Annotated in this window: 15 protein-coding genes; 3 read left to right on the forward strand and 12 right to left on the reverse strand. The window is 67.1% G+C overall.

Annotated elements, in window-relative coordinates; genetic code table 11:
• Nucleotides 1-7: 7 nt before the first annotated feature.
• Both OG394_RS15640 and OG394_RS15645 read right to left on the reverse strand, forming a co-directional pair.
• The gene (locus OG394_RS15640; protein ID WP_328996079.1) at nucleotides 8-4,690 is read right to left on the reverse strand and encodes a rhamnogalacturonan lyase family protein; all 4,683 of its coding nucleotides are present in this window, start codon (nucleotides 4,688-4,690) and stop codon (nucleotides 8-10) included.
• Between the two features lie 31 nt (nucleotides 4,691-4,721).
• Nucleotides 4,722-6,752, reverse strand: coding sequence for an NPCBM/NEW2 domain-containing protein (locus tag OG394_RS15645; protein ID WP_328996080.1), 2,031 nt, complete (start codon nucleotides 6,750-6,752; stop codon nucleotides 4,722-4,724).
• A gap of 325 nt (nucleotides 6,753-7,077) precedes the next feature.
• On the opposite strand from OG394_RS15645, the gene OG394_RS15650 reads away from it, so the two are divergent.
• The gene (locus OG394_RS15650) at nucleotides 7,078-8,073 is read left to right on the forward strand and encodes a LacI family DNA-binding transcriptional regulator (RefSeq protein ID WP_328996081.1); all 996 of its coding nucleotides are present in this window, start codon (nucleotides 7,078-7,080) and stop codon (nucleotides 8,071-8,073) included.
• Between the two features lie 41 nt (nucleotides 8,074-8,114).
• Here the strand turns inward: OG394_RS15650 and OG394_RS15655 are convergent, their stop codons facing one another.
• The 6 genes from OG394_RS15655 to OG394_RS15680 form a co-directional block, all read right to left on the reverse strand.
• A complete protein-coding gene (locus tag OG394_RS15655; RefSeq protein WP_328996082.1) occupies nucleotides 8,115-8,435 on the reverse strand; it encodes a hypothetical protein in 321 nt (106 codons plus the stop codon).
• Between the two features lie 371 nt (nucleotides 8,436-8,806).
• A complete protein-coding gene (locus OG394_RS15660) occupies nucleotides 8,807-10,513 on the reverse strand; it encodes an AMP-binding protein (RefSeq protein ID WP_328996083.1) in 1,707 nt (568 codons plus the stop codon).
• A complete protein-coding gene (locus tag OG394_RS15665; protein WP_328996084.1) occupies nucleotides 10,510-13,350 on the reverse strand; it encodes an FAD-binding and (Fe-S)-binding domain-containing protein in 2,841 nt (946 codons plus the stop codon). The genes OG394_RS15660 and OG394_RS15665 overlap by 4 nt, the downstream gene beginning before the upstream one ends.
• A gap of 36 nt (nucleotides 13,351-13,386) precedes the next feature.
• Nucleotides 13,387-14,934 (reverse strand): DUF4214 domain-containing protein, encoded by a 1,548-nt coding sequence (locus OG394_RS15670; RefSeq protein ID WP_328996085.1) that lies wholly within the window; start codon nucleotides 14,932-14,934, stop codon nucleotides 13,387-13,389.
• A 44-nt stretch (nucleotides 14,935-14,978) separates the two neighbouring features.
• Entirely contained in the window at nucleotides 14,979-15,518 is a 540-nt protein-coding gene (locus OG394_RS15675) for a D-lyxose/D-mannose family sugar isomerase (RefSeq protein ID WP_328996086.1), read from the reverse strand.
• Nucleotides 15,515-16,543, reverse strand: a complete 1,029-nt coding sequence (locus OG394_RS15680; RefSeq protein WP_328996087.1) for a carbohydrate kinase family protein — start codon at nucleotides 16,541-16,543, stop codon at nucleotides 15,515-15,517. The genes OG394_RS15675 and OG394_RS15680 overlap by 4 nt, the downstream gene beginning before the upstream one ends.
• A 160-nt stretch (nucleotides 16,544-16,703) precedes the next feature.
• On the opposite strand from OG394_RS15680, the gene OG394_RS15685 reads away from it, so the two are divergent.
• Both OG394_RS15685 and OG394_RS15690 read left to right on the forward strand, forming a co-directional pair.
• The gene (locus tag OG394_RS15685) at nucleotides 16,704-17,537 is read left to right on the forward strand and encodes a class I fructose-bisphosphate aldolase (protein ID WP_328996088.1); all 834 of its coding nucleotides are present in this window, start codon (nucleotides 16,704-16,706) and stop codon (nucleotides 17,535-17,537) included.
• A 1-nt stretch (nucleotide 17,538) separates the two neighbouring features.
• Nucleotides 17,539-18,699, forward strand: a complete 1,161-nt coding sequence (locus OG394_RS15690) for a Gfo/Idh/MocA family protein (RefSeq protein ID WP_328996089.1) — start codon at nucleotides 17,539-17,541, stop codon at nucleotides 18,697-18,699.
• A gap of 75 nt (nucleotides 18,700-18,774) precedes the next feature.
• Here the strand turns inward: OG394_RS15690 and OG394_RS15695 are convergent, their stop codons facing one another.
• From OG394_RS15695 to OG394_RS15710, 4 genes are all read right to left on the reverse strand, one after another.
• Nucleotides 18,775-20,322, reverse strand: a complete 1,548-nt coding sequence (locus OG394_RS15695) for a DUF4214 domain-containing protein (RefSeq protein WP_328996090.1) — start codon at nucleotides 20,320-20,322, stop codon at nucleotides 18,775-18,777.
• Nucleotides 20,323-20,471: 149 nt separating this feature from the next.
• Nucleotides 20,472-21,347: a carbohydrate ABC transporter permease gene (locus tag OG394_RS15700; RefSeq protein ID WP_328996091.1), complete on the reverse strand. Its 876-nt coding sequence runs from the start codon at nucleotides 21,345-21,347 to the stop codon at nucleotides 20,472-20,474.
• Nucleotides 21,344-22,339 (reverse strand): carbohydrate ABC transporter permease, encoded by a 996-nt coding sequence (locus OG394_RS15705; protein WP_328996092.1) that lies wholly within the window; start codon nucleotides 22,337-22,339, stop codon nucleotides 21,344-21,346. The genes OG394_RS15700 and OG394_RS15705 overlap by 4 nt, the downstream gene beginning before the upstream one ends.
• Nucleotides 22,339-23,745: an ABC transporter substrate-binding protein gene (locus tag OG394_RS15710; protein ID WP_328996093.1), complete on the reverse strand. Its 1,407-nt coding sequence runs from the start codon at nucleotides 23,743-23,745 to the stop codon at nucleotides 22,339-22,341. Before OG394_RS15710 ends, OG394_RS15705 begins: the two co-directional genes overlap by 1 nt.
• Nucleotides 23,746-23,990: the final 245 nt, after the last annotated feature.

Below are 23,990 nucleotides of genomic sequence, written 5' to 3' on the forward strand. Positions count from 1 at the left end.
TCCGGCGCTACCCGGTGATCGCGAACTCGGCTGTTCGGTAGGTGTCCTCACCGAGTTCTAGCCGGAGCGTCTTGCAGGAGCCGGCGTAGTTGTCCGGGACCTTCCAGTTGATCTGGTAGTAACCGTCGCCGAGGTTCTGCAGGCCGCTGTCGCCGGTGAGCTTCTCCTCGGGCTGGTCCGCGGTCCAGCCTTGACCACACCACGTGCCACGGGTCGAGAGGCGTACGGAGGCGATGTCGGTCACCGGTGTGCCGTCGGTGGTGGTGATCCGCCATTTCAGCGGTACCGCCTGGCCGGCCTTGATCTGGTTCACTCCCGAGCCCACGGGATCCTCGAAACCGGTGAAGGTGTAGCGCGGCCCTCCGGTATAGCGGATCTCGGGCCGCGCCGGGGCCAACATACCGTCACCGAGGTAGAAGCTCGGGTGCGGCGGCTGGTTGTAGCCGACGTTCTGCCAGGCCACGCCGAGCCGGTAGACCGGGTCATGCATCAGCGTGCGGATCCGGTGACTGGTCATCGCCGTGGTGGTGTAGATCCGGAGTTCGGAGCTGTCCTCGCTCCGCCAAACGATCTCTTCGCGCCAGTCGCCGAACAGGTCGGCTTGCAGGGAGGGGTTGGCCTTGGTGCCGTTGTTCGACGCCGCTCCGGTGGCGGTGAGCAGGTTGTCCGTCGTGGACGTCAGGTAGTTCCACTTGTCGATCCGGTTGTCGTCCTGCAACTCGCGCAACAGGTCGCCATCCCACCAGATACCGGCGTTCGTCGACGAGGGAATGCTCGAAGAGATGACCTCGCCACGGGCGGAGTACACCTGCGTCAGCGGAATGTGCTGCTCGTTGGTGATCGTCGCGCCCCAGGATTCCTCGCCCGGGAAGCGCGGGTCGATGTCGGCTGACATACCGCGCCCGGTGTCCTTCCCGGTGAACACTCCCCACAGGATCTGACCGGTCGCCGCGTCGCGCATCTCCAGGCCGTAGTCCGCGTCGGTGTGCTCGTGGACGTCCACGACCTCCAGGCCGTCGCGCGTCGGGTCGAGATCACCCAGGTGCATGGCGTCGCCATGGCCGAGACCCGTGTTATACAACGGCTTGCCGTCGTCGTCGACCGCCATCGCGCCGAAGGTGATCTCGTCCTTGCCGTCGCGATCCACGTCGGCGATCGACAGACCGTGGTTGCCCTGGCCGGTATAGCCGCTCAGGCCCGGGTCGTTCGTGTCGAACCGCCACCGCTTGCGCAGCTTGCCGTCCACGAAGTCGTACGCCGCCAGCACCGTGCGGGTGTAATACCCGCGGCTGAAGACCAGGCTCGGCCGTTCACCGTCTAGGTACGCCACAGCCGCCAGGAACCGGTCGACCCGGTTGCCGTAGGCGTCGCCCCAGGCGGAGACATCGCCCCGCGGCGGGTCGTAGTCGACTGTGTCGATCGCGGCACCTGTCGGGCCGTCGAAGATCGTCAGGAACTCGGGCCCCTGAAGGACGTAGCCCGAGCTGTTCCGGTGGTCGGCGTACCGATCGCCGATCACCTTGCCGCGACCATCGACCGTGCCGTCGGCGGTCTTCAGGGCCACCTCGGCCTTGCCGTTGTTGTCGAAGTCGTAGACGAGGAATGGCGAGTAGTGCGCACCGGCCCGGATGTTCGGGCCGAGGTTGATCCGCCACAGACGTTGCCCGTCGAACCGGTAGGCGTCAAGGTAGGTGATGCCGGTGTAGCCCGCCTGCGAGTTGTCCTTGCTGTTGGACGGTGTCCACATCAGAACGATCTCGTAGCGGCCGTCGCCGTCGAGGTCACCGACGCTGGCATCGCCGGCGCGATAGGTGTAGGGCTGGCCGTCCTTGGTGTAGTCGTCAGCCGGCTTCTGCAGTGGCACCGAGAGGTATTGCTTTTGCCAGACGCCGAAATCCTCGGTGACACGTCGTTCCTGACGGCCTTCCACCGCCGTCACGTAGTACTTCGAGTTCTCGTTGCCCAAGGCATCCAAGTAGTTCGTGCTGTCACGCAAAGGCGTCACGGTGAGCTTCACGCCGTCGCGGTAGAGGTTGAACGCGATCGAGTCCGGGTCCAGGCCCAGCATCCGCCAGCCGACAGAGACCCCGCCCGTCGTCTTGACTGCGACCGGTGCCCGGTCGATGCGCTCCATCGGCCGGTCCAGCACCGTCACCGCCGGAGTGGTCAGCACCTCCGACCGCTCGGAGATACCGCCCATGTTGACCGAGGCCACCGTGTAGAAGTACCGGATCGTCGTCAGTACGGTCGTGTCGGTGTACGACGCCTCGCCCGCGCGGCCGACGAGCGTGTAGGGACCGCTCGCCTTGGTGGCCCGGTACACGTTGTACCGCCGAGCGCCGTCCACCGCGTTCCAGCTGAAGGTGATGTCGTTCTTGCGCACTGACCGCAGCGTGAGGCTGTCGGGTGTTGCGGCCTTCGGCACCGACGGGTCCACCATCGCCACCGTGAGCGGCGCCGAACGCACCGACTCGACTTCGGTGGGATCGACCGCGGTGACGGTGTAGGCGTACTCCACGCCGAGGGCTCCGCCCGTGTCCCGCAGCGTCGTGCCAGTGGTCTCACCCACCAGCACCGGCGTCGCCGTACCGGTCTCCTGCCGGTACAGGCGGTACGACGCCGCGCCGTCGACCGCGTTCCACGAGATCGTGGCCGAGACAGGATCGGACGCCAAGTCCTTGGACTCGAGGGTGACACCGGTCGGCGCCAGCAGCAACGGAGTGATCTCCAGTCCGTTGAGGTGCCCGGTCTGGCCGGTGATGCCGACGTTGAGCTGGCCGTCGGCGACCTGGATACCGGTGAACACCTTGCTGCTGACAACCCGTGACCCGGAGTTCGCCGAGCCGAACGACTTGCCTTCGAAGGCCACGTTGGTGCGGGTCGATCCGATCAGGTCGCCGGTGATCACCTTCGCGGCATAGGTGCCATTGGGAAGGTCGACCTTGAACTCGTACGAGCCGTTGAAATAGGCAACGAAGTCCCGGCCGACCTCGTCCGCGCCGCCACGATCACGGTCGATCATCCCGGTGGAGCTGGTCAACCCGTAGCCGCGTTCCGTCGTGTACAGCACGCTCCGCGTCACCTCGGTGTAGCCCGCCTTCACGGGCGACCCGACCGGGCCGAAGTCGAAGCGGTACTGCGCGGAACGCGTTGTGAACCGCACCGGTGCCGACGGCTCCGACTCGCCGCGACCGTTGACCGCCACCACGCGGACGTCGTACGAAGTGCCCTCGGCGAGCCCGCCGAGCGAACCGGTCGGGATCGTAGAGGTCGCGGCGAGCTGGTACGCCGAGTCCGGCTCGGTTGCAAGCTTGCGCTGCACCCGGTAGATCTCGGCCGTGTCGGATGCCTTCCACCGGAGCACTGCGCCCGCGTTGCTGATGCTTCCGGCTACGACGCCGGTCGGTGCCGGGGGCACGTTCGGCGGCGGCTCGACCTCCTTCACCTGGGCGGCGAGTGGCGTCGGGAGATCCTTCACCGCGTTGGCGATCATCCGTGCGAGCTGGATGGCGCCGTACTCCTGGAAGTGCGTGTTGTCTTCGTTGCCGTTCGGCCAGGCTTCGTAAACGCCGGCCGGGACGTGCATGAAGACGGCCTTGGTGCCTTCCGGGCCCATCTCGTCGTAGTAGGCGATGCTCAGCGTGCTCAGGTCCACCAGTAGCACGTCGAGCTCCGCGGCCACTTCTTTCATCGCCTGCACGTACTCGGCGAAACTGACCCGGAACTTCCCCGTCTCGGGATCGAAGTCGCGCCGGCCCATCGGCGTCACCAGGACCGGTGTCGCACCACGCTGGCGCGCACCCTCGACGTACGTCTTCAGGTACACCTTGTAGTCAGCAGGCGACGCGTAGCGCTCCGGCACGCTGATGGTCGCGTCGTTGTGGCCGAACTGGACGAGGAAGTAGTCGTTGGGGCGCAGCTGCCGCAACACCTCGTCCAACCGTCCCTGGACCAGGAACGACTTCGAGCTGCGCCCGCCGATCGCCCGGTTGACGAAGGCGGCCTTGTCGGTGAAGAAGCGCGGCATCATCTGGCCCCAGCCGGCCTGCGGTCGCCAGTACGGGTCGTAGGTCTGCACGGTCGAGTCACCGGCGAGGAAGACTGTGGGCTTCTCCCCCGGTCCGCGCGGTGCCTGCCGGGTGATCACCAGCGCGTTGATGTTCGGGTCGGTCCCGGTAAAGTCGAGGTTCAGCTGACCGTCGACCAGCGCGATGTCGAACGCCATCTCGAGATACTGGCCGGCAGCCTTCGTGGTCGGCTGGACCTTCTGGATCGACTCGGCCTTGATCGCGATGTTCGTCCCGCCGGCGTCGTCGCCGGCGATCAGCCGGACGGTGTAGTCAGCGTTGGGCAGATCCACGGCGAACGAGGTGTCGCGAGGCGTCACGAAGTCGGACCGCAGCGGATCGGCGGTGCCGCGATCGGTTCCGCTGACGGCGCTGGTGTCGGCGAACCCGTAGCCGCGCTCGGCGGAATACGCCGTACTGGCGCCGACACCGGTATGGCCGTCGGCCACAGCGCCCGGTCCGAAGTCCAGTCGCAGTACGCCGTCGCCGGGAAGTGGGGTGGCAGCGACCGCGGTCCCCGTCAAGGGCAGGGAAGTCGCCAGCAGGGCTGTGGCCAGCCCGGCGGCAAGCCCCCGCGCGCGACGGCGAGCGCCGCGCACAGGGGTCCGGTGGTTGTCAGGCATGCAAATGTCCAATCGTCTTGTCAGGAAGCCGTCACGAAGCACAGCCGGTGAGTTTCGCGGCGCCCCAGTCCGCATGGTCGTTGCCCTTGTTCGCCAGATCGTCGACGACGAGCCGCAGCTTGCCGACCCCGGTGACATCGAGGGTGACGGCCTGCCCGGCGTCCCGGCCGGTCGCGATCGGGTGAACCCAGACCGGCTCACCGTCGGCCTCGACCGAGAACGACACCGAACCGCCGTCGCCGACCTCGTCATCCACACCGACCACCGCGCTGAACTGCTTGCACTGGTCGAGGGCGACCGTCACCGCCGAATCCGCGTGAACACCGAGCCCCTTCTCGAACCCGGCACCACCGATGCTCAGCGGGCGGCCGTCCCCGGCTCCGGTGTCGCCGTTGGACATGTCCCGCTCGACCGGGCCCCAGCCGTTGACCTCCTCGACGAACGGCAGGTCGCTGACCCACTGGTCTCCCGGCTGCGGCTGCGGCTCGGGCGCCGGCTTCCCGACCAGCACCTCGTCGGTTGCCGTCCGCGCCGTGCCGGCCTGGCGGAACGTGGCAGTCACGGCCAACGCAACCGCATCCGCACCGCGCCCGCTCGTCGGCGCGGTCACGTCCCAACCCGCGTAGTACGGCAGCCGCTCACGAACCTTCCGGCTGGACCACCCGTCCGGTACCCGCAGGTCGAGCCGAACATTGCTGACCTCGCCGACCGTCGGCGGGATACGCAGGTCCGCCACATAAGTGCCGGTGGCACCGTCCAGCAGTTCGGCGGGACCGGTCAGCCGGACCGAGACCACGTCGGAGTACACCTTCACCTCGCCCAGCTGCATCCGGTACGTCAGGTCTGCCGGACTCTGGCGTAGCCGCGTGCCGGCCACCTTCACGTACCGGCCCCGCGTGGCCGGGAACGTCAGCTCCTGCGGCCCCGCCGGCACCGGCGCCCCCTTGACCGATGCGACGGTGGTCCAGGCAGCCCCGTCCTCCGACACCTGCACCGTGTAGTCGACCGGGAAGTGCACACCGACGTTGCCCTGGTCGTTGCGTGGGGCAACCATTATCCGGGTCAGCGGCGACACCGCGCCGAGGTCGACCTGGACCCACTCCGGGTGATCGACGACGTTCAGCACCTGGTCGTTGCTGCTCCAGCCCAGGCCGTGCGGATCCGCGTCCAGCCGGCCGTCGGTGATGTTCCACCGGTACCAGCCGTCCGCCTCCAACGAGCTGCTCGCGGTCACGACCGCCTCCTCGGCCAGGTTCCATCCATCCGCGCCGTCGAACCGGACGTTCCGCGCCAGCGGCAGGCCGGCGGAAACGATGCCCTCAGCAACGAACCGGGCGAGCCACCGGGCGCCGTACTCCTGGAAGTGCACGTTGTCCTCGCGACCGGTCTGGTAGTTGTCGCACTCATCGGGGTCGCAGTACAGGAAGATCTCCTCCGTGGCCGGTACGCCGATGCGGGTGTAGAAGGCGATGCTCCTGGTGTTCAGGTCGATCAACGGGACGTCGTACTCGGCCGACAGTTGCTTCATCGCCTGCGCGTAGTCGTAGAAGTCGTTCTGGAACTGACCCTTGTCGTCATAGCTGCGCCGGCCCATCGGCGTCACCAGCACCGGGGTCGCGCCGCGCTCACGGGCGCCGACGATGTACTTCGTCAGGTACTCCTTGAAGCTCGTGTAGGGGTCGGTGTGCCGATTGCAGTACGTCTTGTTCACGCTGCACAGGTTGTCCGTGTTCTGCCGGTCGTTGTGCCCGAACTGAACGAACAGGTAGTCACCTGCCTTGATGTCCGCGAGCAGCCGGTCGAGATGGCCTTCCAGCACATAGGACTTGGCGCTGCGTCCGCCGATCGCGCGGTTGTCGACCCGCACGCCGGCGTCGAAGAACTCCGGCAGCACCTGCCCCCATCCGGTCAGCGGATACTGGGACGGCGCGTACGACGCCACAGTGGAGTCGCCGGCCAGATAGACGGTCGGCACCTCCTCCGCGGACGCTGCCGGAACACCGGCGAGTAACGGAACGGCACAGAGAACCGAGGCGGCGAACGCCACGAACTTTCGGAACATCGGGATCTCCCCTTCCACCTGAGGTGCCACCGGGCAGGCGGCATCGAATCCGCGGCCGGGACGGCGGCGGGCGGGACGGCGCGTCAGCTCCCATCGGTCGCGCCGCGTCGAGGGGTGGGGACGGGCGCATGCGGCCCAGGCGGGAGGCCGAGTACGAACTTCACAAGCTGTGAGAGAGTTGTAACGTTTTAAGCCTGTCGCGACAAGAGCTCGCCGGTGACCGCATCCGGTCACAGCGAATGCGACCGCATCACTGCCGAAAGACCCTCACTTCCTGGTTGGATTCGGGTTGACACGATTTAATCGGTCGCGCCCAACGATGGAGATGACAACTGTGCGGACGGTCGGAATCAAGGACGTCGCCCGGCATGCCGGCGTCTCACCGGCGACGGTCTCCAATGTCCTCAACCATCCGCACAAGGTCGCCTCCACCACCCGCGCCAGGATCGAACACGCCATCCACGAACTCGGCTTCGTCCGTGACGGCTCCGCGGCGAGCCTCCGTTCCGGACGCGGCCGCTCGGTCGGCGTCGTCGTCATCGACATCACCAACCCCTTCTTCGCCGAACTCGCCCGCGGTGTCGCGGACGCACTCACCCCGCACGGCTACGCCATGATCCTCTGCAACTCCGCCGACGACCCCGGCCGCGAGAACGCACACCTGAGTGTGCTCGCGGAACAACGCGTCCGCGGCACCCTGCTGAGCCCGATCACCGGGTCGACGCCGCGAATCGACCTGCACGGCGAACCCGTCGTACTCGTCGATCATCCAGCGGCCACCGCGGACCGATGCTCGGTCGCCGTCGACGACGTCACCGGCGGCCGGCTCGCCGTCACCCATCTCATCGAGGCGGGCGCCGAGCGGATCGTCATCGTGAACGGCGCCCAGACGAAACGGCAATGCGCCGACCGCAGCCGCGGCGCCCACCTCGCGGTCGAAGGCACAGCCGTGACCCTGGAGGAGATGGACGTCGGCCGCCTCAACGTCGACACCGGCGAACAGGCCGGCGAGGCGCTGCTGCGAGCCGGCGACCTGCCCGCCGCGATCTTCTGCACCACCGACCTCGGAGCACTCGGCGTGCTCCGCGCACTACTCCGCGCCGGCGTCCGCGTACCCGACGACATCCGCCTGATCGGGTACGACGACATCGGCCTCGCTGCCGCCTCACCCGTCCCGTTGACCTCGATCCACCAGCCCGCCTACCAGCTCGGCAAGGTCGCCACCGAACTGCTGCTCGAGGAGACCGACGAACCCGGCACCCACGCCCACCAGCAGATCCTGTTCCAGCCGACGCTCGTGATACGCGAATCAACCGGCTGACCAAGCGAGCGCCCATCCCGCAACCGATACGGACTGCCTCCTCAGCGGAATGTGGCTCGGACCGTGACCCGCGCGGTCTTGGCGCCGTGCTCGGTCAGCCGGACCACGATCGTCTTCGGTCCGCTGCCGTGGTCGGTGGTGTTCAGCAGGAAGGACCAGTCCTTCAGCCCGGTCGCCGGACGCCATGCCTGCGGATCATTCGCGGCGTTGCGCGACACGACCTGCCATTCGACCGAGGCGTCATCCACCGAGACCTCGACGACACGGGTGGCAGGGTGGTCTCCGGCACCGGCCGGATCCGTGCCCTGGTCCGGGAAACTGTAATTGCCTCCAGCAACGACACCTTGATCCTCGTAGACCATGGGGGACTCGCACTGCGGAGCCTGCTCGCCGAGCAGATCCTATGCTGGCGGATTCGTGCGCGCGCCAGCGGCCTGGCCCCCTCACTGTCCGCCGCCTGGCCCAGGTTGACTGCGCACGACATCGACCCCGCGACGCTGCTGGCCGACGCTACCTCCTGAGGTAGAGGGCCCCGGCGCAGGGCCCGTTTCGAGCTCGTTGCTTGAGGCAATCACTGTCTGAGGGTCGCTCATCAGTTGCATCGGCCTGCGTGGACGTGAACCCCTGGACGACGCTGGACCGCTTGGCCGAGGAGCTCGACCCAGCTTTCCGCACCATGATGGAGAGGCGGAGGATCAGGGGCGCCTGTTGGCGCCCGGCCTTGGTTTGGTGGTTAGCGGCGCCCAGTGAGCTCCGGGAAGTCGTCGGTTCGCCATTCGGTGCTGATCCGGTCTGGCGCCAGTTGCTCCTCGCGCGTGCGCAGCTCGACGCGGCGGATCTTGCCGGAGATGGTCTTGGGGAGTTCGGAGAACTCCAGCCTGCGAATCCGCAGATAGGGGACCAGGTGCTCGCGCGCGTGGGTCAAGATCGACAGTGCCGTGTCCCGGGTGGGTTCGTGGCCGGGCGCGAGGACGATGTATGCCTTGGGCACGGTGAGCCGGACTGGGTCGGGTGCTGGGACTACGGCGGCTTCGGCGACGGCTGGGTGCTCGATGAGGACGCTCTCCAGTTCGAAGGGACTGATCTTGTAGTCGGAGGATTTGAAGACGTCGTCGGTGCGGCCGATGTAGGTGACGTATCCATCGTCGTCGATCGAGGCAACGTCTCCCGTGTGGTAGTGGCCGCCGGCCATCGCCTCGGCGTTTCGCTCGGTGTCGCCCTGGTAGCCGGTCATCAAGTTGAGGGGGTGCTGCTGGAGGTCGAGGCAGATCTCGCCCTCGCCTGGTTGGTCGATAGGTGCTCCGGTGGCTGGGTCGACGAGCACAACTGGGACGCCGGGTAGCGGTCGGCCCATCGACCCGGGCTTGATGGCTTGGTTCGGAGTGTTGCCGATCACGGCTGTGCACTCGGTCTGGCCGAAGCCGTCGCGGACGGTCAGCCCCCACCGGGCCTCGACCTGGTTGATCACCTCCGGGTTGAGAGGCTCCCCGGCCGCGATGAGTTCACGCAGAGCCGTTGGTCGTTCGCCCAGCTCGGCGTTGATGAGCATGCGCCACACCGTAGGGGGTGCGCAGAACGTCGTCACCGATTCGGTGCGCAGCCGGGCGACGAGTGCGTCAGGGGCGAATCGGCTGTAGTTGTAGACGAACACGGTTGCCTCGGCGAGCCAGGGCGCGAAGAAGTTGGACCAGGCGTGTTTGGCCCAGCCAGGTGAGGAGATGTTGAGGTGCACGTCGCCGGGACGCAAACCGAGCCAGTACATCGTGGAGAGATGACCGATCGGGTAGCTGACGTGGGTGTGTTCGACCAGCTTGGGGCGGCTCGTCGTTCCCGAGGTGAAGTAGAGCAGCAGGCGATCATCGCTGCGATTGCCGGGGTGTGGTGTCGGGTCGTTTGACAGGTCATAGGCGTCAGCGTGGTCTTGCCACCCCGTGAGGTTTCCGCCGACGCTGTAGCGGCGGTAGTCGCCAGGAACGGTGTCGAACTTGGAGCTGTCGTGAGTGTTGCAGATGACGGCCCGGGCTGCTCCTCGATCGATTCTGTCGGCGAGGTCGGCGCCGCCGGCCGCGGTGGCGGTGGGCATCACGACTGCGCCCAGCCTGATGACTGCCAGCATCGTCTCCCAGAGCTCGATCTGGTTCCCCAGCATCACCAGGACACTGTCACCAAGACCGATCCCGTCTGCCGCGAGGCGGGCCGCCACTAGTTCGGAACGGCGAACCAGGTCGTCGAACGTGTAGGCCGCGCGTGTTCCGTCCTCCTCGGCGATGACCAGCGCGTTGGCCGGATTGCCTCGGGCGAACGAATCGAACCAGTCATGAACCCAGTTGAAGTTCGGGCCGACGTCGGGCCAGCGGAAAGCTGCCGTCGCGGTCTCGTAGGACGTGCGCGACTCGACCAGAAGGTCACGCGCCGCGCGAAGTGCTGCGGTGGGGTTCATGCGCTCGCACCTCCTCCTTCCTCTTCCTGGCGAGGCCGAGCGCTGACTGCGGACGACCTTCTTGGACGCGGGAGCGTTGCCTGATCAAGCAGCTCGATGACATGTCGGTACGTCGCGCCGACGGCTCGGCTCATGCCGATCTCACAGGTGCGATGGGACGAGACGTGGGCCGATGCTCCAGCTTCCCGGATCTCGCGGGCCTGATCCGTGGTGGCGGCCGCCGTCAGCTCGGGATGCAGCATTCCGCGATCACCGGCGAACCCGCAACAGTTCCACGACTCTGCGACATATGCCGACTTGGCGAAGGCCTCGGCGAGCGCCAGCAGATCGGTCGTCGCCCCTAGCCGAACGGCAGCGCAGGTCGGGTGGACGGCGACCTTGTCGTGTGTGATCTCCACATCCACACGAGGAAGCACTTCCCTGGCGGTGAACGTCACGACGTCCTCGACATCTATGCCGACCTCGACCAGCGTCGCGCGAAGCCCTTCCGCGCACGACGAGCCGTCGACGACCACGGTCACGGCTCCGTTCCGGGTGACCTTCAACAAGCTGTCCCGTACCCGTCGCGCCATAATCTTCCGCCCGACACTCAGGCCTTTGGACGACCACGGCATCCCACAGCAGCGCGATTCGTTCCGTGGAACAGTGGCCACATCGATATCGGCCTTCGCACACAACGAGCGGAACGCGTCTGACGCCGTGACACCATCCGCGGTGCCGAACATCTCCTGGGTGCAACTGGTGAACAACACGACATCTCCACGGACGTCCCGGTCGGCCACGCGTCGTGAGGACCCCGGGGCCAGATCACGGGAATACAGTGGAACGACGTCACGGCCGAGGATGCGACGACCGGTGCGCGAGAGCAGAGTGGCTGACGCCGGGAAGACGCGGGCGAGCACTAGGCCCCAGCGAATCCCACGTGTCACGGCACCCCACCGGCGGGCAGCAGCGGCACCGGCCGCCTCCGCCAGGCGTCCGGCGTTCTCGGCACGCAAGCGTCGTGCCAGCGCGCCCGTGTCGATTGCGACGGGGCAGGCTGTCTCACACATGCCGTCGGCCGCGCAGGTCTGGATGCCGTCGTAGTCGTAGGCTGACGCCAACTCGCGGACCGTCTCGCCGTTCCCGGACGCCATAGCGGAGGCGATGGCGCGTCGCGTCACGATCCGCTGGCGCGGCGTGAGAGTGAGGTCTCGACTCGGGCAGACCGGCTCGCAGAAACCGCACTCGACGCAGCGATCGACCTCAGTCTCGACGGCGGGAATCGTCTTGAGGTCCCGCAGATGCCTCGAAGCATCGGTGTCGAGAACTACTCCCGGATTGAGCATCCCGGTCGGATCACACAACCGCTTCACTGCGCATATCACCTCGTACAGGTCGTCGCCGTACTGCCGCCGCACGTAGGGCGCCATCGCCCGGCCGGTGCCGTGCTCGGCCTTCAGCGTTCCACCGTGCCCGAGGACGATGTCGACCATGGACTCGGTGAAGGCGGCATAGCGATCGACCCGCGCGGGGTCGTCGAACCGCTCACACAGCATGAAGTGAACGTTGCCGTCCTTGGCATGGCCGAAGATCACGCTCCCCGGATAGCCGAACTCGTCGAAAGCCTCCGTGAGCTGCCGGCAGGTGTTCGACAGGGCGGTGACCGGGACCGCGATGTCCTCCAGCAGCGCCGTCGTTCCCGGTGGGCGCTTCTCCGCCACCGCGGCGTAGATGCCTTTGCGGACGCGCCAGAGACTCGCCCGTTCACCAGCGTCGCCGGTGAAAACGTGGTCGTCTCCGATCGCCGGCCGTGCCTGCTCGATGATCGCCTCCAGCGCCTCACCGTCGGCGGCCTGGTACTCCACCAGCAGCGCCGCGTGAGACTCGACCGTCACATCCTGGAGCCGGCCCGGCGCCCGCGGGTCGGCTGCCGCGACCCGCAACGCATGCGCATCGAGCAGTTCGATCGTGTGCGCTCCGCTGGCCACAAGGGCCGGCAGGGCCGCCGTCGCAGCGCTCAGGTCGCGGAAAACCAGCAGTCCCGTGGCGGCCTCCGGCAACACCGGGAGCGTCTCGAATGTCGCGTCAGCGACGAACGCCAGTGTGCCTTCGCTGCCGACGATCAGGTGGGCGAGGATGTCGGCCGGCCGATCGAAGTCGAGGAAGGCATTGACGCCGTATCCCATGGTGTTCTTCATCGAGAACAGCCGGGTGATCGTGGCCCGCATCGCCTCGTCGGCGCGGACTCGATCCCGCAGCTCGCTGAGCCCCCGATACAGCTCCGGCTCGACCGCGGCCAGCCGGCCGTCGGCATCATGCTGCGAGGTATCGACGACCGTGCCGCCTGGCAGCACGAATGTCAACGCACGCAGCGTGCTGTAGGTGTTCGCGGTGGTGCCGCAGCTCATTCCACTGGAGTTGTTGGCCACCACGCCGCCGACCGTGCACGCGCTCTCGCTGGCCGGGTCCGGACCGAGCCTGGTGCCGTGGCGCCGCAGCGCCGTGTTCACAGCGCGGACCGTCGCGCCGGGCTGCACCCGGACGGCACGGCCGTCGTCGAGCACCTCGATGCCGCGGAAGTGCCGCCGGGTGTCGGCGAGCACTCCCGCGGTGACCGCTTGTCCGGACAGGCTGGTCCCGCCGGAACGGAACGTCAGCGGAAGCCCCGCGGCGGTGCACACGCGCATGAGCTGCGCGACAGCGGCGGAGTCCGGTGCCACAACCACAGCACCCGGCGTCAGCAGGTAGTGCGACGCATCAGCCGCACGCGCGACGCGATCGATCATCCGCCCGCGCACCGCGGCGGGCGGGATACCCGCACTGATCAGCTGTTCGGCGGTCGTGGCACCGCTCACTGTGTCCTCCTTCGTTCCGTTCGTACCGCCGGACGGTCAGTTTCCGTTGATGCAGCTCTCATACAGCGCGTCCGTGTACGGCTGCTGGATCGTGCCCGACGCGTACCCGGCCGAGACCGACGCGCCCACAACCGCCCGCGGACAAGGCGAGGCCTCGTCGGCAAACGTCACCGGCAGCGTGTTCCCGGTCACCGTCGCATTGAGCATGCCGGCCACCGCCGCACCGGCAGCGACTCGGGTCACGATGCCGCCGGTGCTGTTGTTGATGAACGACGCCCCGGTCCCGGTCGACGACAAGCCACCGAACCATGCCCGCGTTCCGACCGCCAGACCGATGTCGATGTGCGTTCGCGCGCCGGACCAGAACACGTTGTCGTGCACAGTCGAACCGGTGAAGTCCGGCGGCTGAGTCTTGCCCGTTGTCCCGTCGGCGGCGTACGCGCCGTACGCGCTGTTGCCCGCGGACAGCACCGTGTTGAAGCGCACGTCGGTGTGCTGCCGGCCGCCGGACGACGGCGCGAACAGGATGATGCCGACATCGGTGGCGTCGACGACCCCGTTGTACTCGATCACCCCACCGTCGCAGTAACTGCTGATGCCGTCGCTGAAGTCGCCCTGATGAAGGCTCGGGTACGACGTAACGAGGTTGCCCGCGACCGTTGCGTCGCAGACCGTCCCGTCGGACGTGCCGAGCTGCATCGTCGTCCATCCGGCGCTCCCGGTCAGCGTGTTGTTCACCACCGTGCCACCCAGCACCGACACGTTGATCGAGGGCTGTCCCTGCCCGGACAAGCGCAGGATCGAGGATCGCTGCCCGTCGGCCCAGACACCTTCCAGACGGGACCCAGGCATCAGTCGGACCATCTCACTGGTCATCAACGCCTCGCGGACCAGCCGGCCCTGGAGCGCGTACCGCGACGGTACAGGCGCACCGGTGGTCGCCAGCGTGACGCCGGACGGGATGACGATCGTCCCCTGCACCCGGACCAGCGCCTTCTGCGCGAGCCACACGGTGCCACCCGCCGGCGTCGCGTTGAGCAGCGCCTGGAGATCGGCGCCTGTGCCACCGGTGAAGCCGGTGCCCGAGGTGGGGATCGCCATCGCAGGCGTTCCACCCCAGCCGTACGTCGGGTCGGTGCCGCAGATCTTCGGTACGAGCGTGTTGGTGAACTCGGGCGCGCCGACGATCGCGTCCACGACCGTGCTCCACGGCGTACCGCCGTTCAGCAGCCCGAGGTAGTAGCTGTACCCGTCCGGGTCCGGCTCGCGGTTGAGCCCGCCGCGGTACAGCGTGAGCAGCCGCGCCGCGTTGTCGTACGCGCGGCTGTCGTACTCGGCCGACAGGAAGGCGTTGCGGACGAACGCCCGGACGGTGGCGGCCGAACAGCCTGACGTGTCGAATGCGGCGACCGCGGACTGCCAGTCGGTCGTGCTGGGCAGGCGCCCCAGCACTTCGGTGTAGGCCTTGGCGATCAGCTGCGTGGGAACCGCGGTCGGCACCGCGGCCGCGGGTGTGGTCGGAGCGCACAAAGAGACGATTCCGGCGACCGCGACGGCGATCGCGGTCAGAACTCGACGTTTCATGGCAGTTCTCCTCCAGACGTGATGCGTGGGCGGTGGAAAGACGCTCAGCCGGCCGCGGGGACGCGGCGGATGTCGGGATCGGTGAAGATGTCGAACTCGTCGCAGTTCATCGTGGCGAACTCCGACACCACGGCCTCACCGCCAACGGCCTGGAACCAGTGCCTGGTCCCCGGTGGGATCGTGTACTGCTCGCCGGCCTCGAGCCTGACCTCGTGCCAGACCGTGTAGTGCTCCGCACGTGGCGGCACGCAGCGGGGATCGGCCGTTGGCGTGCCCTCGACATACAGGTAGACCGTTCCACGGCGCACCCGGAAGGTCTCCTCCTTGCCGATGTTGTCGCCGAACGGCGGATGAAGGTGCTCGGGGCACGTCTGTCCGTCGAACAGTACGAGCTCCTTCGCCGAGCAGCGCTCCGTGTTCACATACGTCGCGAGCTGCAGCCCCGTCGCCTCCAGCTCGCCCAGCCCGAAGTCTGCGACCTCGATTCGCAACGCCTCCTCAGGGGTCAGCGCGATCCCCGCGTCAGCGAGGATCATGGCCGCTCTCCCCCGGGCCTGCTCCGCTTCGACATCCGTCATGGTCATCCAGCCATCTCCTCACGTTCGTGTCTGCGGGCCCCGGTAGGAGCCCGTTCGGTCCTATGGCCACTGATCCTGCGAGCCGCGGCCTGCGCCGCGGCATGTGCGGCGACCTCCGGATCAGAGCCCTGGAGCACCGCGTGCAGGAAGCCGGCCGTGGCGGCGTCCCCGGCTCCTGTCGTCGTGCGCACCTCAACCGGGAGCGATGGCACCCACAGCTGCCGGTCCGCCCACTCACCGGCCCGAGCGGCCAGGCCCGCCCCAGCGGCCTCGAGTCGCGCACGCGATCCGGTGGTGAGCTGCAGGCCCGACCTCCCCGCCGTGAGCAGAACCACCGCCGCGCCCTGCGCCACCAGTTCCCGCGACATCGCGGTCACCTCATCCTGCGACGCCGGCCTCCGACGACCGAGCGCACTCGCGACGTCGTCGACACTCGGTGAGACCACATCGGTGTACGGCAACACCCGGTCGAAGAGCCGCCGCCAGTTCACCCCGGCTGCCCGTGACCGCGGATCGATCGTCGCCAGGTCGAGCGAGGTGATCACGCCCTCCCGCCGGGCTCGCCGGAACAGACTCAGCCAACGCTCGGCGTCAGCCTCGCACAGAGCAGGCAGCAACGACGGGTAACCCAGGTGCAACAACGACACCCCCGTCAAGTCGATGTCGGTGCCGTCAAACGAGTCGTTCGCGCCGGAGTGGTGCCAGAACGCCCGGTCGCGGCCGGTCGGCTCGACCACGACGCTGTACGACGTCGACAGCTCGGCGTGCCGTGCAACGCCGGACGTATCCGGCGCGAACCGCCGCAGCTGCGACAACAGCACATCGCCGAGCTCGTCCTCGCCGATGACACAGGCCAGGCGAGTCGGCGTGCCGAGCTCGGCGAGCGCGCGCCCGGTTCCGCCAACACAGCCACCCGCCGACACAGCGAGTCGCCCGACCTCGGTCAGGACACCCGGAGTCGCCGGCGGAGGCGCCGATAAACCCGGACTCAGATCCACGCAGACATGGCCGGCCACCAGTGCTTTACCCATGACACCTCATTCACACCCTGCGGAGCACAAAATGACAACGTTGACTTTCATACCATGCAAGGGTGAAAGGGGCCAAGGGGTGAACCATTGACAACGTGATCATTTTTTTCCTACGCTCGACTCTGCGGCACTTCGCCGCCATCGGAACTTCAGGAGAGTCATGGGCAACTTCCGCCTCAACCGACTGTTCAACCCCGTCTCCAGGCGCTGCCTGGACGTGGCCGTCGACCACGGGTTCTTCGGCGAGCCGAGCTTCCTCATGGGCATCGAGAACCTGGACACCGCAGTCGCCACTCTGGTCGCCGCGGGCCCGGACGCAATCCAGCTGACCCCTGGGCAGGCGCACCGGCTGCAGTCGGTTCCAGGTCGGGCCAAACCGCAACTGGTGCTGCGCACCGACGTGGCGAACGTCTATGGCCAACCACTCGACCGCCATCTGTTCAGCACGCACTTCCCCGACGCCGTCGAACAGGCCGTCAGGCTGGACGCGGTGTGTGTGGTCGCGAATCTGCTCCATCTGCCTGACCGGCCCGAGGTTCGCGAACACTGCATCCGCTCGATCATGGCGCTGCGCCACGAGTGCGAGCGCTTCGGGATGCCGCTCATGATCGAACCGCTCGTCATGCAGGACAACACGGTCGCCGGCGGCTACATGGTCGACGGCGACCTCGCCAAGATCACCGCGTTGGTCCGTCAGGCCGCCGAACTCGGCGCCGACCTGATCAAGGCCGACCCGACCGACGACGTCAATCAGTACTACCAGGTGGTCGAGGCCGCCGGCGTCCCGGTTCTGGTCCGCGGTGGCGGTCGGGTGGCCGACGCCGAGTTGCTCCAGCGCACAGCCGATCTACTCGAGCAGGGCGCAGCCGGCATCGTCTACGGCCGCAACATCATCCAGCATCCGAACCCGGCCGGCATGACCCGCGCCCTGATGGCCGTGCTGCACGACGGGTACGACGCCGCGGCCGCGCTCGAACTGATCGACAAGGAGTGAGATGAGCAGGAAGCGTGTCAATGTCGGCATCATCGGGGGCGGGCTCATGGGCCGGGAGATCGCCGCAGCCTTCGGTCGCTGGCCTGCTCTGCTCGACGTCCCCGTCGATGTCCGGCTGACGGCCGTCTGCGACGTCCGCCCGGAGGCGATGGACTGGTTCGACCGGGTCGACTCCGTGGTACTCAAGACGACCGACTATCGCGACCTGCTCGCGGACAGCTCGGTCGATGTGGTGTACGTCGCGGTCCGCCACGATCTGCACGAACAGATCTACGTGGACACGATTCGCGCGGGCAAGGACCTGCTGGCCGAGAAGCCGTTCGGTATCGACCTCGGCGCCGCGGAACGCATCTGTGCCGCTGCGAGCAGACATCCCGAGGTCTTCGTCCGGTGCTCCAGCGAGATGCCGTTCTACCCGGGCGCTGACCTCGCCTTCAAACTCGTGCGATCCGGCGAACTCGGCACAGTGATCGAAGCGGTCAACTCGTTCAGCCACTCCAGCGACCTGGACCTGTCGAAACCGATCAACTGGAAACGACAGGTCGCCAGTTGTGGTGCCGCCGGCGTGATGAACGACCTCGGGATGCATGTCGCCCATGTCCCGTTGCGGCTTGGCTGGCTGCCGACCAGCGTCTACGCCGTACTCCAGGATCTGGTCGGCGAGCGTCCAGGTCCGGACGGCGCGATGGTTCCGTGCGACACGATCGAGAACGCGACACTGCTGTGCACCGTCGCGCAGAACGGCTCGCCCTTCCCGCTGACCTTGGCGACGAAGCGGATCGACCCAGGGCAACAGAACAGCTGGACGTTCCGGGTGACAGGCCTCGAGGGCGGCGTCGAGTTCTCCACTCGCTATCCGAAGACCCTCCGGCGGATGGAGGTGCGTCGCGGCCATCAGGTCTGGCAGGAGCAGGAGACCGGCTCGCAGTCGGTCTTCCCCACGGTGACCGGGCCGATCTTCGAACCCGGCTTCTCCGACACGATCCTGCAGATGTGGGCGGCCTTCCTGACCGAGCGCGAGGGCCTGCTCGGTGACCGTTTCGGCTGCGTCACACCCGACGAAGCACTGGCCAGCCATCGCCTCTGGACAGCTGCGCTTGCCTCAGCCAACGAACGACGGGCCGTGGATCCCGGTCTCGAGACCGCGCGATTCAGCGACTGAGCCCGGCTACGCCGAACAAAGCGGAAGGGGCGCCGGGCATAAGGCCCGGCGCCCCTTCGTTGATCCAGCGCGAGTTCAGTACCCCGTCGTGATGCAACTGTCGTAGAGCACGTCGGTGTACGGCTGGATGTCACCGGAAGCGAACCCGGCCGAAACCGATGCTCCCACCACAGCTTGCGGACACGGTGAGGCCTCCGCGGCGAATTCCACCGTGAGAGTGTTCCGCAGCACGGTTACGTCAAGCATGCCCGACACAGCGGCGCCTGCCGCCACCCGTGCCGGCACGGTTCCGGTCGTGTTGTCCGTGAACGACGCCCCGATGCCTGACTGCGACCTCCCACCGAACCATGCCCTGGTACCGACGACCAGGCCGACGTCGAAGTGAGTGCGGCCACCGGTCCAGAACAGATTGTGATGCACCGTCGAACCGGTGAAGTCCGGCGCGGGCACCTTGGTGAAGAGACCGTCGGCCGCGTACGCGCCGTACCCGCTGTTTCCGGCGGACAGAACGGTGTTGTAGCGAACCTCGGACCGCTGCGGTCCCTCGGAGTTCGGCGGGAAGATGATGATCGCGACGTCGGTGGTGTCCACGACCTGGTTGTGCTCGATCAGCGTGTTGTCGCAGTAGCTGCTGATGCCGTCGGTGAAGTCGCCGTCATGTCCGCTCGCGTACGCCGTGACGAGGTTTCGCGCGACCACTGCCGTGCATACCGAGTGATCGATGGTGCCGAGCTGGACGGAGGTCCACCCGGAGCTGCCGATCAGTGTGCTGTCGGTGAGTGTGCCGCCGACCATGTTCACGTCGATGCCGGTGCCACCCATCACCTCGGGGCGCGGGATCACGCTGCGCTGGCCGTCCACCCACACGCTCTTGACAGTTCCGCCGGGCTGGATCCGGATGACCTCACCGGCGAACAGCGAGGCCCGGTAGAGCCTGCCCTGGAGGGCATAGCGCGTCGGTCCAGGCGTACCGACGGTCGCCAGCGTGACCCCGGCTGGCACAATGACCGGGGCGTCGACGCGCACCAGTGCTTTCTGGGCGAGCCAAACAGTGCCACCGACCGGAGTCGTGTCGAGCAAGAGCTGGAGCTCGAGACCGGTCCCGCCAGCGAAGCCCGTCCCCGATGTCGGGATGGCCATCGGGGCTGTCGAGCCGAACCCGTAGCTCGGCTCGGGACCGCAGATCCGCGGCACGGTCTGTTCGACGAACTCGGGCCATGCCAGCATCGAGTCGACGACCGCGGACCACCTGGCACCGGACTGAAGCTGGTCGAGCACCGCCGTGTAGCCGGCGGGATCCGGGTCCCGGTTGAGAATCGCTCGATACAGCGTGACTGCCCTCGCCGGATTGTCGTACCCGAGCTTCGCGTACTCGGGCGACAGGAACACTCGACGCACGTACTTGCCGACCGAGGCCGCCGAGCACCCCGACGACTCGAAACCCCTCACCGCGGACTGCCACACGTTCTGCTCCGGCAACCTGCCGAGCGCCTCGGTGCCGACCTTGGCGATGAACTGCGTCGGCACCCGCGGCTCCACCGCCTCCGAGGGCACCGCCGCGGCGACGACCTGAACCATCGTGGCGACCAGCAGTGCGGACACCAACCGAACATGACGCCTCATGGCGCCTCCTTTCCTCGGTGCCGCAGGGCCTCACCGTTGGCGGGCATGCAGCACCATGACCTGTTGTGGACCAGCGCCCATGACGTCGTCGTCATCGCGCCTGTGTACCCCGAGGCTCCCGGAGACCGGCCACCGACGAGCCATGCGTCTCAGCCCTTCATCGAGCCACGAAGTCCCTCGACGAAGTAGCGCTGCAGGAAGACGAACACCACGATCACCGGAACGACGATGATCACGGAACCGGCCATCACCTGGTTCCAGTTGACGACGTTCGCACTCAACAGGTTCTGCAGGCCGAGCGGCAGCGTGTACTGCTCGGGATCGTTCAGCGTGACGCTCGGCAGGACGTACTCGTTCCAGATGCCCACGAAGTTCAGCATCGCGACGGTCACCAACGCGGGTCTGGCCAGTGGATAGTAGACCCGCCAGAACACCCGGAACTCACCGCATCCATCGAGCAGCGCCGCTTCCCGGAGCTCACGCGGGATTGCCTGGAAGTAGCTGCGGAGCAACAGGATCGCGATTGGACCGGAACCATTGACGATCGGCAGGATCACGCCCCAGGGCGTTCCGAGCACACCGAGCCGGTAGTCGAGCAACACGATCGGCAGCAGCACGGTCACCCCTGGCACGAAGAGTGCCGACAGGAAGAGACCGAAGAAGAGCGTACGCAACGGGAACCGCATAACGGCGAAGGCATAGGCCGCCAGCGGGAAGATCACCAGGATCAGCACCAGCGACGCGGCCACGATGAACACCGTGTTCCCGACATATGCGCCGAAGTCCAGCACCTGCCAAGTCGTTCGCAAAGTCTCGAACGTCGGCCGCCGCGGTACCGGCCACGGGTTGGTCAGTACTTCCCTGTTGTCCTTGAACGCGCCGGAAACCATCAGCACGAACGGGTAGCCGCTCACCACCGCATACAGCCCGAGTGCGGCGTACGCCGCCCCGCGCAGCGGCCAGCGCGACGACCGGCTCGACGCCGTTGAGCTCACTGATGCCACGATCACCTCCGTTGAGGTCATGACCGGGAGCGCAGGATGCGCAGGTTGACGATGGCCAGAACCAGTGCGACGACGAACAGCGTCCACCCGAGTGCGCTCGCCTGCCCGAGATTCGCAGACGGGCTGAAGGCGAGCTTGAAGACCTCCAGGCCGAGCACGTTCGTGCGATCGATCGGCCCGCCATTGGTCATCAGCAGGTAGATCTGGAAACTCTGCAGAGCCTCGCGGACCTGGATGATCACCAGCAACGCGGTGAGCGGATTCAGCAGCGGGACGATCACGTGCCGGAACGCGCGCACCGATCCCGCGCCGTCCACCCTGGCCGCGTCGATGAGTTCCCCGTCCACCGTCTGCAGGCCGGTGAGGTACAGCAGGATTCCCAACGGGACGCTCACCCAGATCTGGACCCAGACAGTCGCGGCCAGCGCGGTGTCCGGGTTACCCAGGAACCCATCGGGTTCGGCCAGCGCGCCCAGCCCGATCGCGCGCAGACAGGTGTTGATGATGCCGTCCGGCTCGTACATGAAACGCCAGGCGTAGAACACCGCATTGCCCGACGTGACGAACGGCAGCAGGTAGATCGTCCGCAGCGGTGCCCGGAACCGCCGGACCGAGTTGAGCAGAACAGCGATCGGCAGACTGATCGCGATAGTCGCCAGGGGTAATACGACCATGACGACGGCCGTCCGCCCAGCAGAGGCCTGCACCACCGGCGCGAGCAGCGGATCATTCAGGAACAAGTCACGGAAGTTCTGCAGACCCACCCAGGTCCACTGCGGCGCGAGACCATTCCAGCTGGCGAAGCTCAGGGCCAGGCCGTACCCGACCGTGTACACCCCGAAGACCGCGAACAGGATCACCGCTGGCGCGATGAAGAGGTAGCCGGTCAGGTACCTCTTGGCGTTCACCCGCTTCGGCCGCCGTGGCGCCGCCGGGACCGCAACCGGCTCGGCGGCGGCCCCGGACCGGGGCGCGGCCGCCCCGGTCCTGGTCCACAGCTCGGTTGGTGGCACTACTTCACTCCCGCCCAGGCCGTGGCGTACTGCTTAGCGAGTGACTTGCCGAGTTCTTCCGGAGTCGTCTTGTTGGCCTGCAGCTTCGCCAGTTCGGTCCCGGTCGTCAGCGTGATCGGACCGCCGCCGCCCGGGTCGGCGGACCAGTCGTTGATCTTGAAGCTGTTCGCCCCCGGCTCGCCGAACGCCGCCACCATCTTCTGGATCAGCGGATCGAGCTCACTCGGCTCGATCGCCGTGGCCGGCACATCGCGCGACTCCGCGGCAAAGATCTTCGCCCCCGCCGGCGAGGTGAGGAACTTGAGGAAGTCCGTAGCCTCGGCCTGGTGCTTGCTCGTGCTGGCGACACCCGCCGACACCAGCGGCGACGGGTGCAACCCGACGTTCCGCTCGGCTCCGGCCTTCGACATCGGAATTGGGAACACCAGGATGTCCTCGGGCTTCAGACCTTGCTGTACGACGAACGGAAGTGTGAAAGTACCACCGACGAGCCAACTGGCCTTGCCCTGGGCGAACGCCTGATCCGCCTGGTCGATGCCGAGAGCCAGCACACCCGGCATCCACAGGTCGCTCAGCTGGCCGTACAGCTTCAGCGTCGCGATGCTCTGTGGGCTGTCCCAGGGGGTCGTCGGATTCCGGCCCTGCCGGTTCTTGAACGCCTCCGGACCGAGGTAGCCGAAGGCCATCGGCCGGTACAGCCAGCCGTACGCGGTCAGGTTGTTCTGCAGGCCGACGGTGAGACCGCCCGACTTCGCGTCGGCCGCCTTCGTGGCACGCATCGCAGTGACCCAGTCCTCCCACGACTCCGGCGCCTTCTCGGGGTCCAGTCCGGCCTTCTTGAGGGCCGGCTTGTAGGCATAGACCAGGCCGGCCGAGCCCATCAAGTACGGGACCGCGTAGAAGTGGTCGGCCTTCAGGTTCTTCAGGTTGCCGTTCGGGTCCTTGGCCTTGCTGTCGATGATTTGCTGGGTCAGGGTCGTCTCGGTGACCGCCGACGGGCTCAGCTGCTTCTTCCAGCCGTCGTCGAACTTGTCGGTGAGGTCGGTCAGGAGGCCGGCGTTCGCGAACGACCACTCCTCCCAGGAGCTGTGCGCGGTGATCAGGTCGGGCAGGTCCTTGGTCGTGCCCCCCGCGCGGATCTTGGTCGCGTACGTCTCGTCGGGCGTGTACGCGGTGACCTTGACCGTGTAGCCACTCGTCTTCCCCCACTCGGCGCCGACCGCCTCGAGAGCCTTCACATGGGACTGCTTGAAGGTCCACATCGTGAGCACCTTCGGTTCGGCAGCCGTCTTGCCGCCACCCCCGCAAGCGGCCATCGACGACGCCAGCGCCGTGACCACCGCGACCGAAACCGCTGCCCGCCAAACCCGCGGCGCGCGTCTGCGTACCCAGCCCATCATCTTCATCGCCTCGTTCCTCGCACCCTGCCCGCTGACAGGGAGTCGACATCGGCGGACACTGGGATTCCAGCGCCGTGTGGGAGTTGCGACATCACGACTCCCGCGGAGTGATCGGCTCCGACTCTTCGAGCAAAGCAGAGCAGAATGATCACGTTGTCATTCGCACGATAGTGACGACTCACGGCGCCGTCAAGGGCGAGACACAGGCCATTTTCCACCGAGCGGGCGACGACGAGCGACCATCCGGACCT

The organism is Kribbella sp. NBC_01245 (assembly GCF_036226525.1).
Lineage (GTDB): Bacteria > Actinomycetota > Actinomycetes > Propionibacteriales > Kribbellaceae > Kribbella.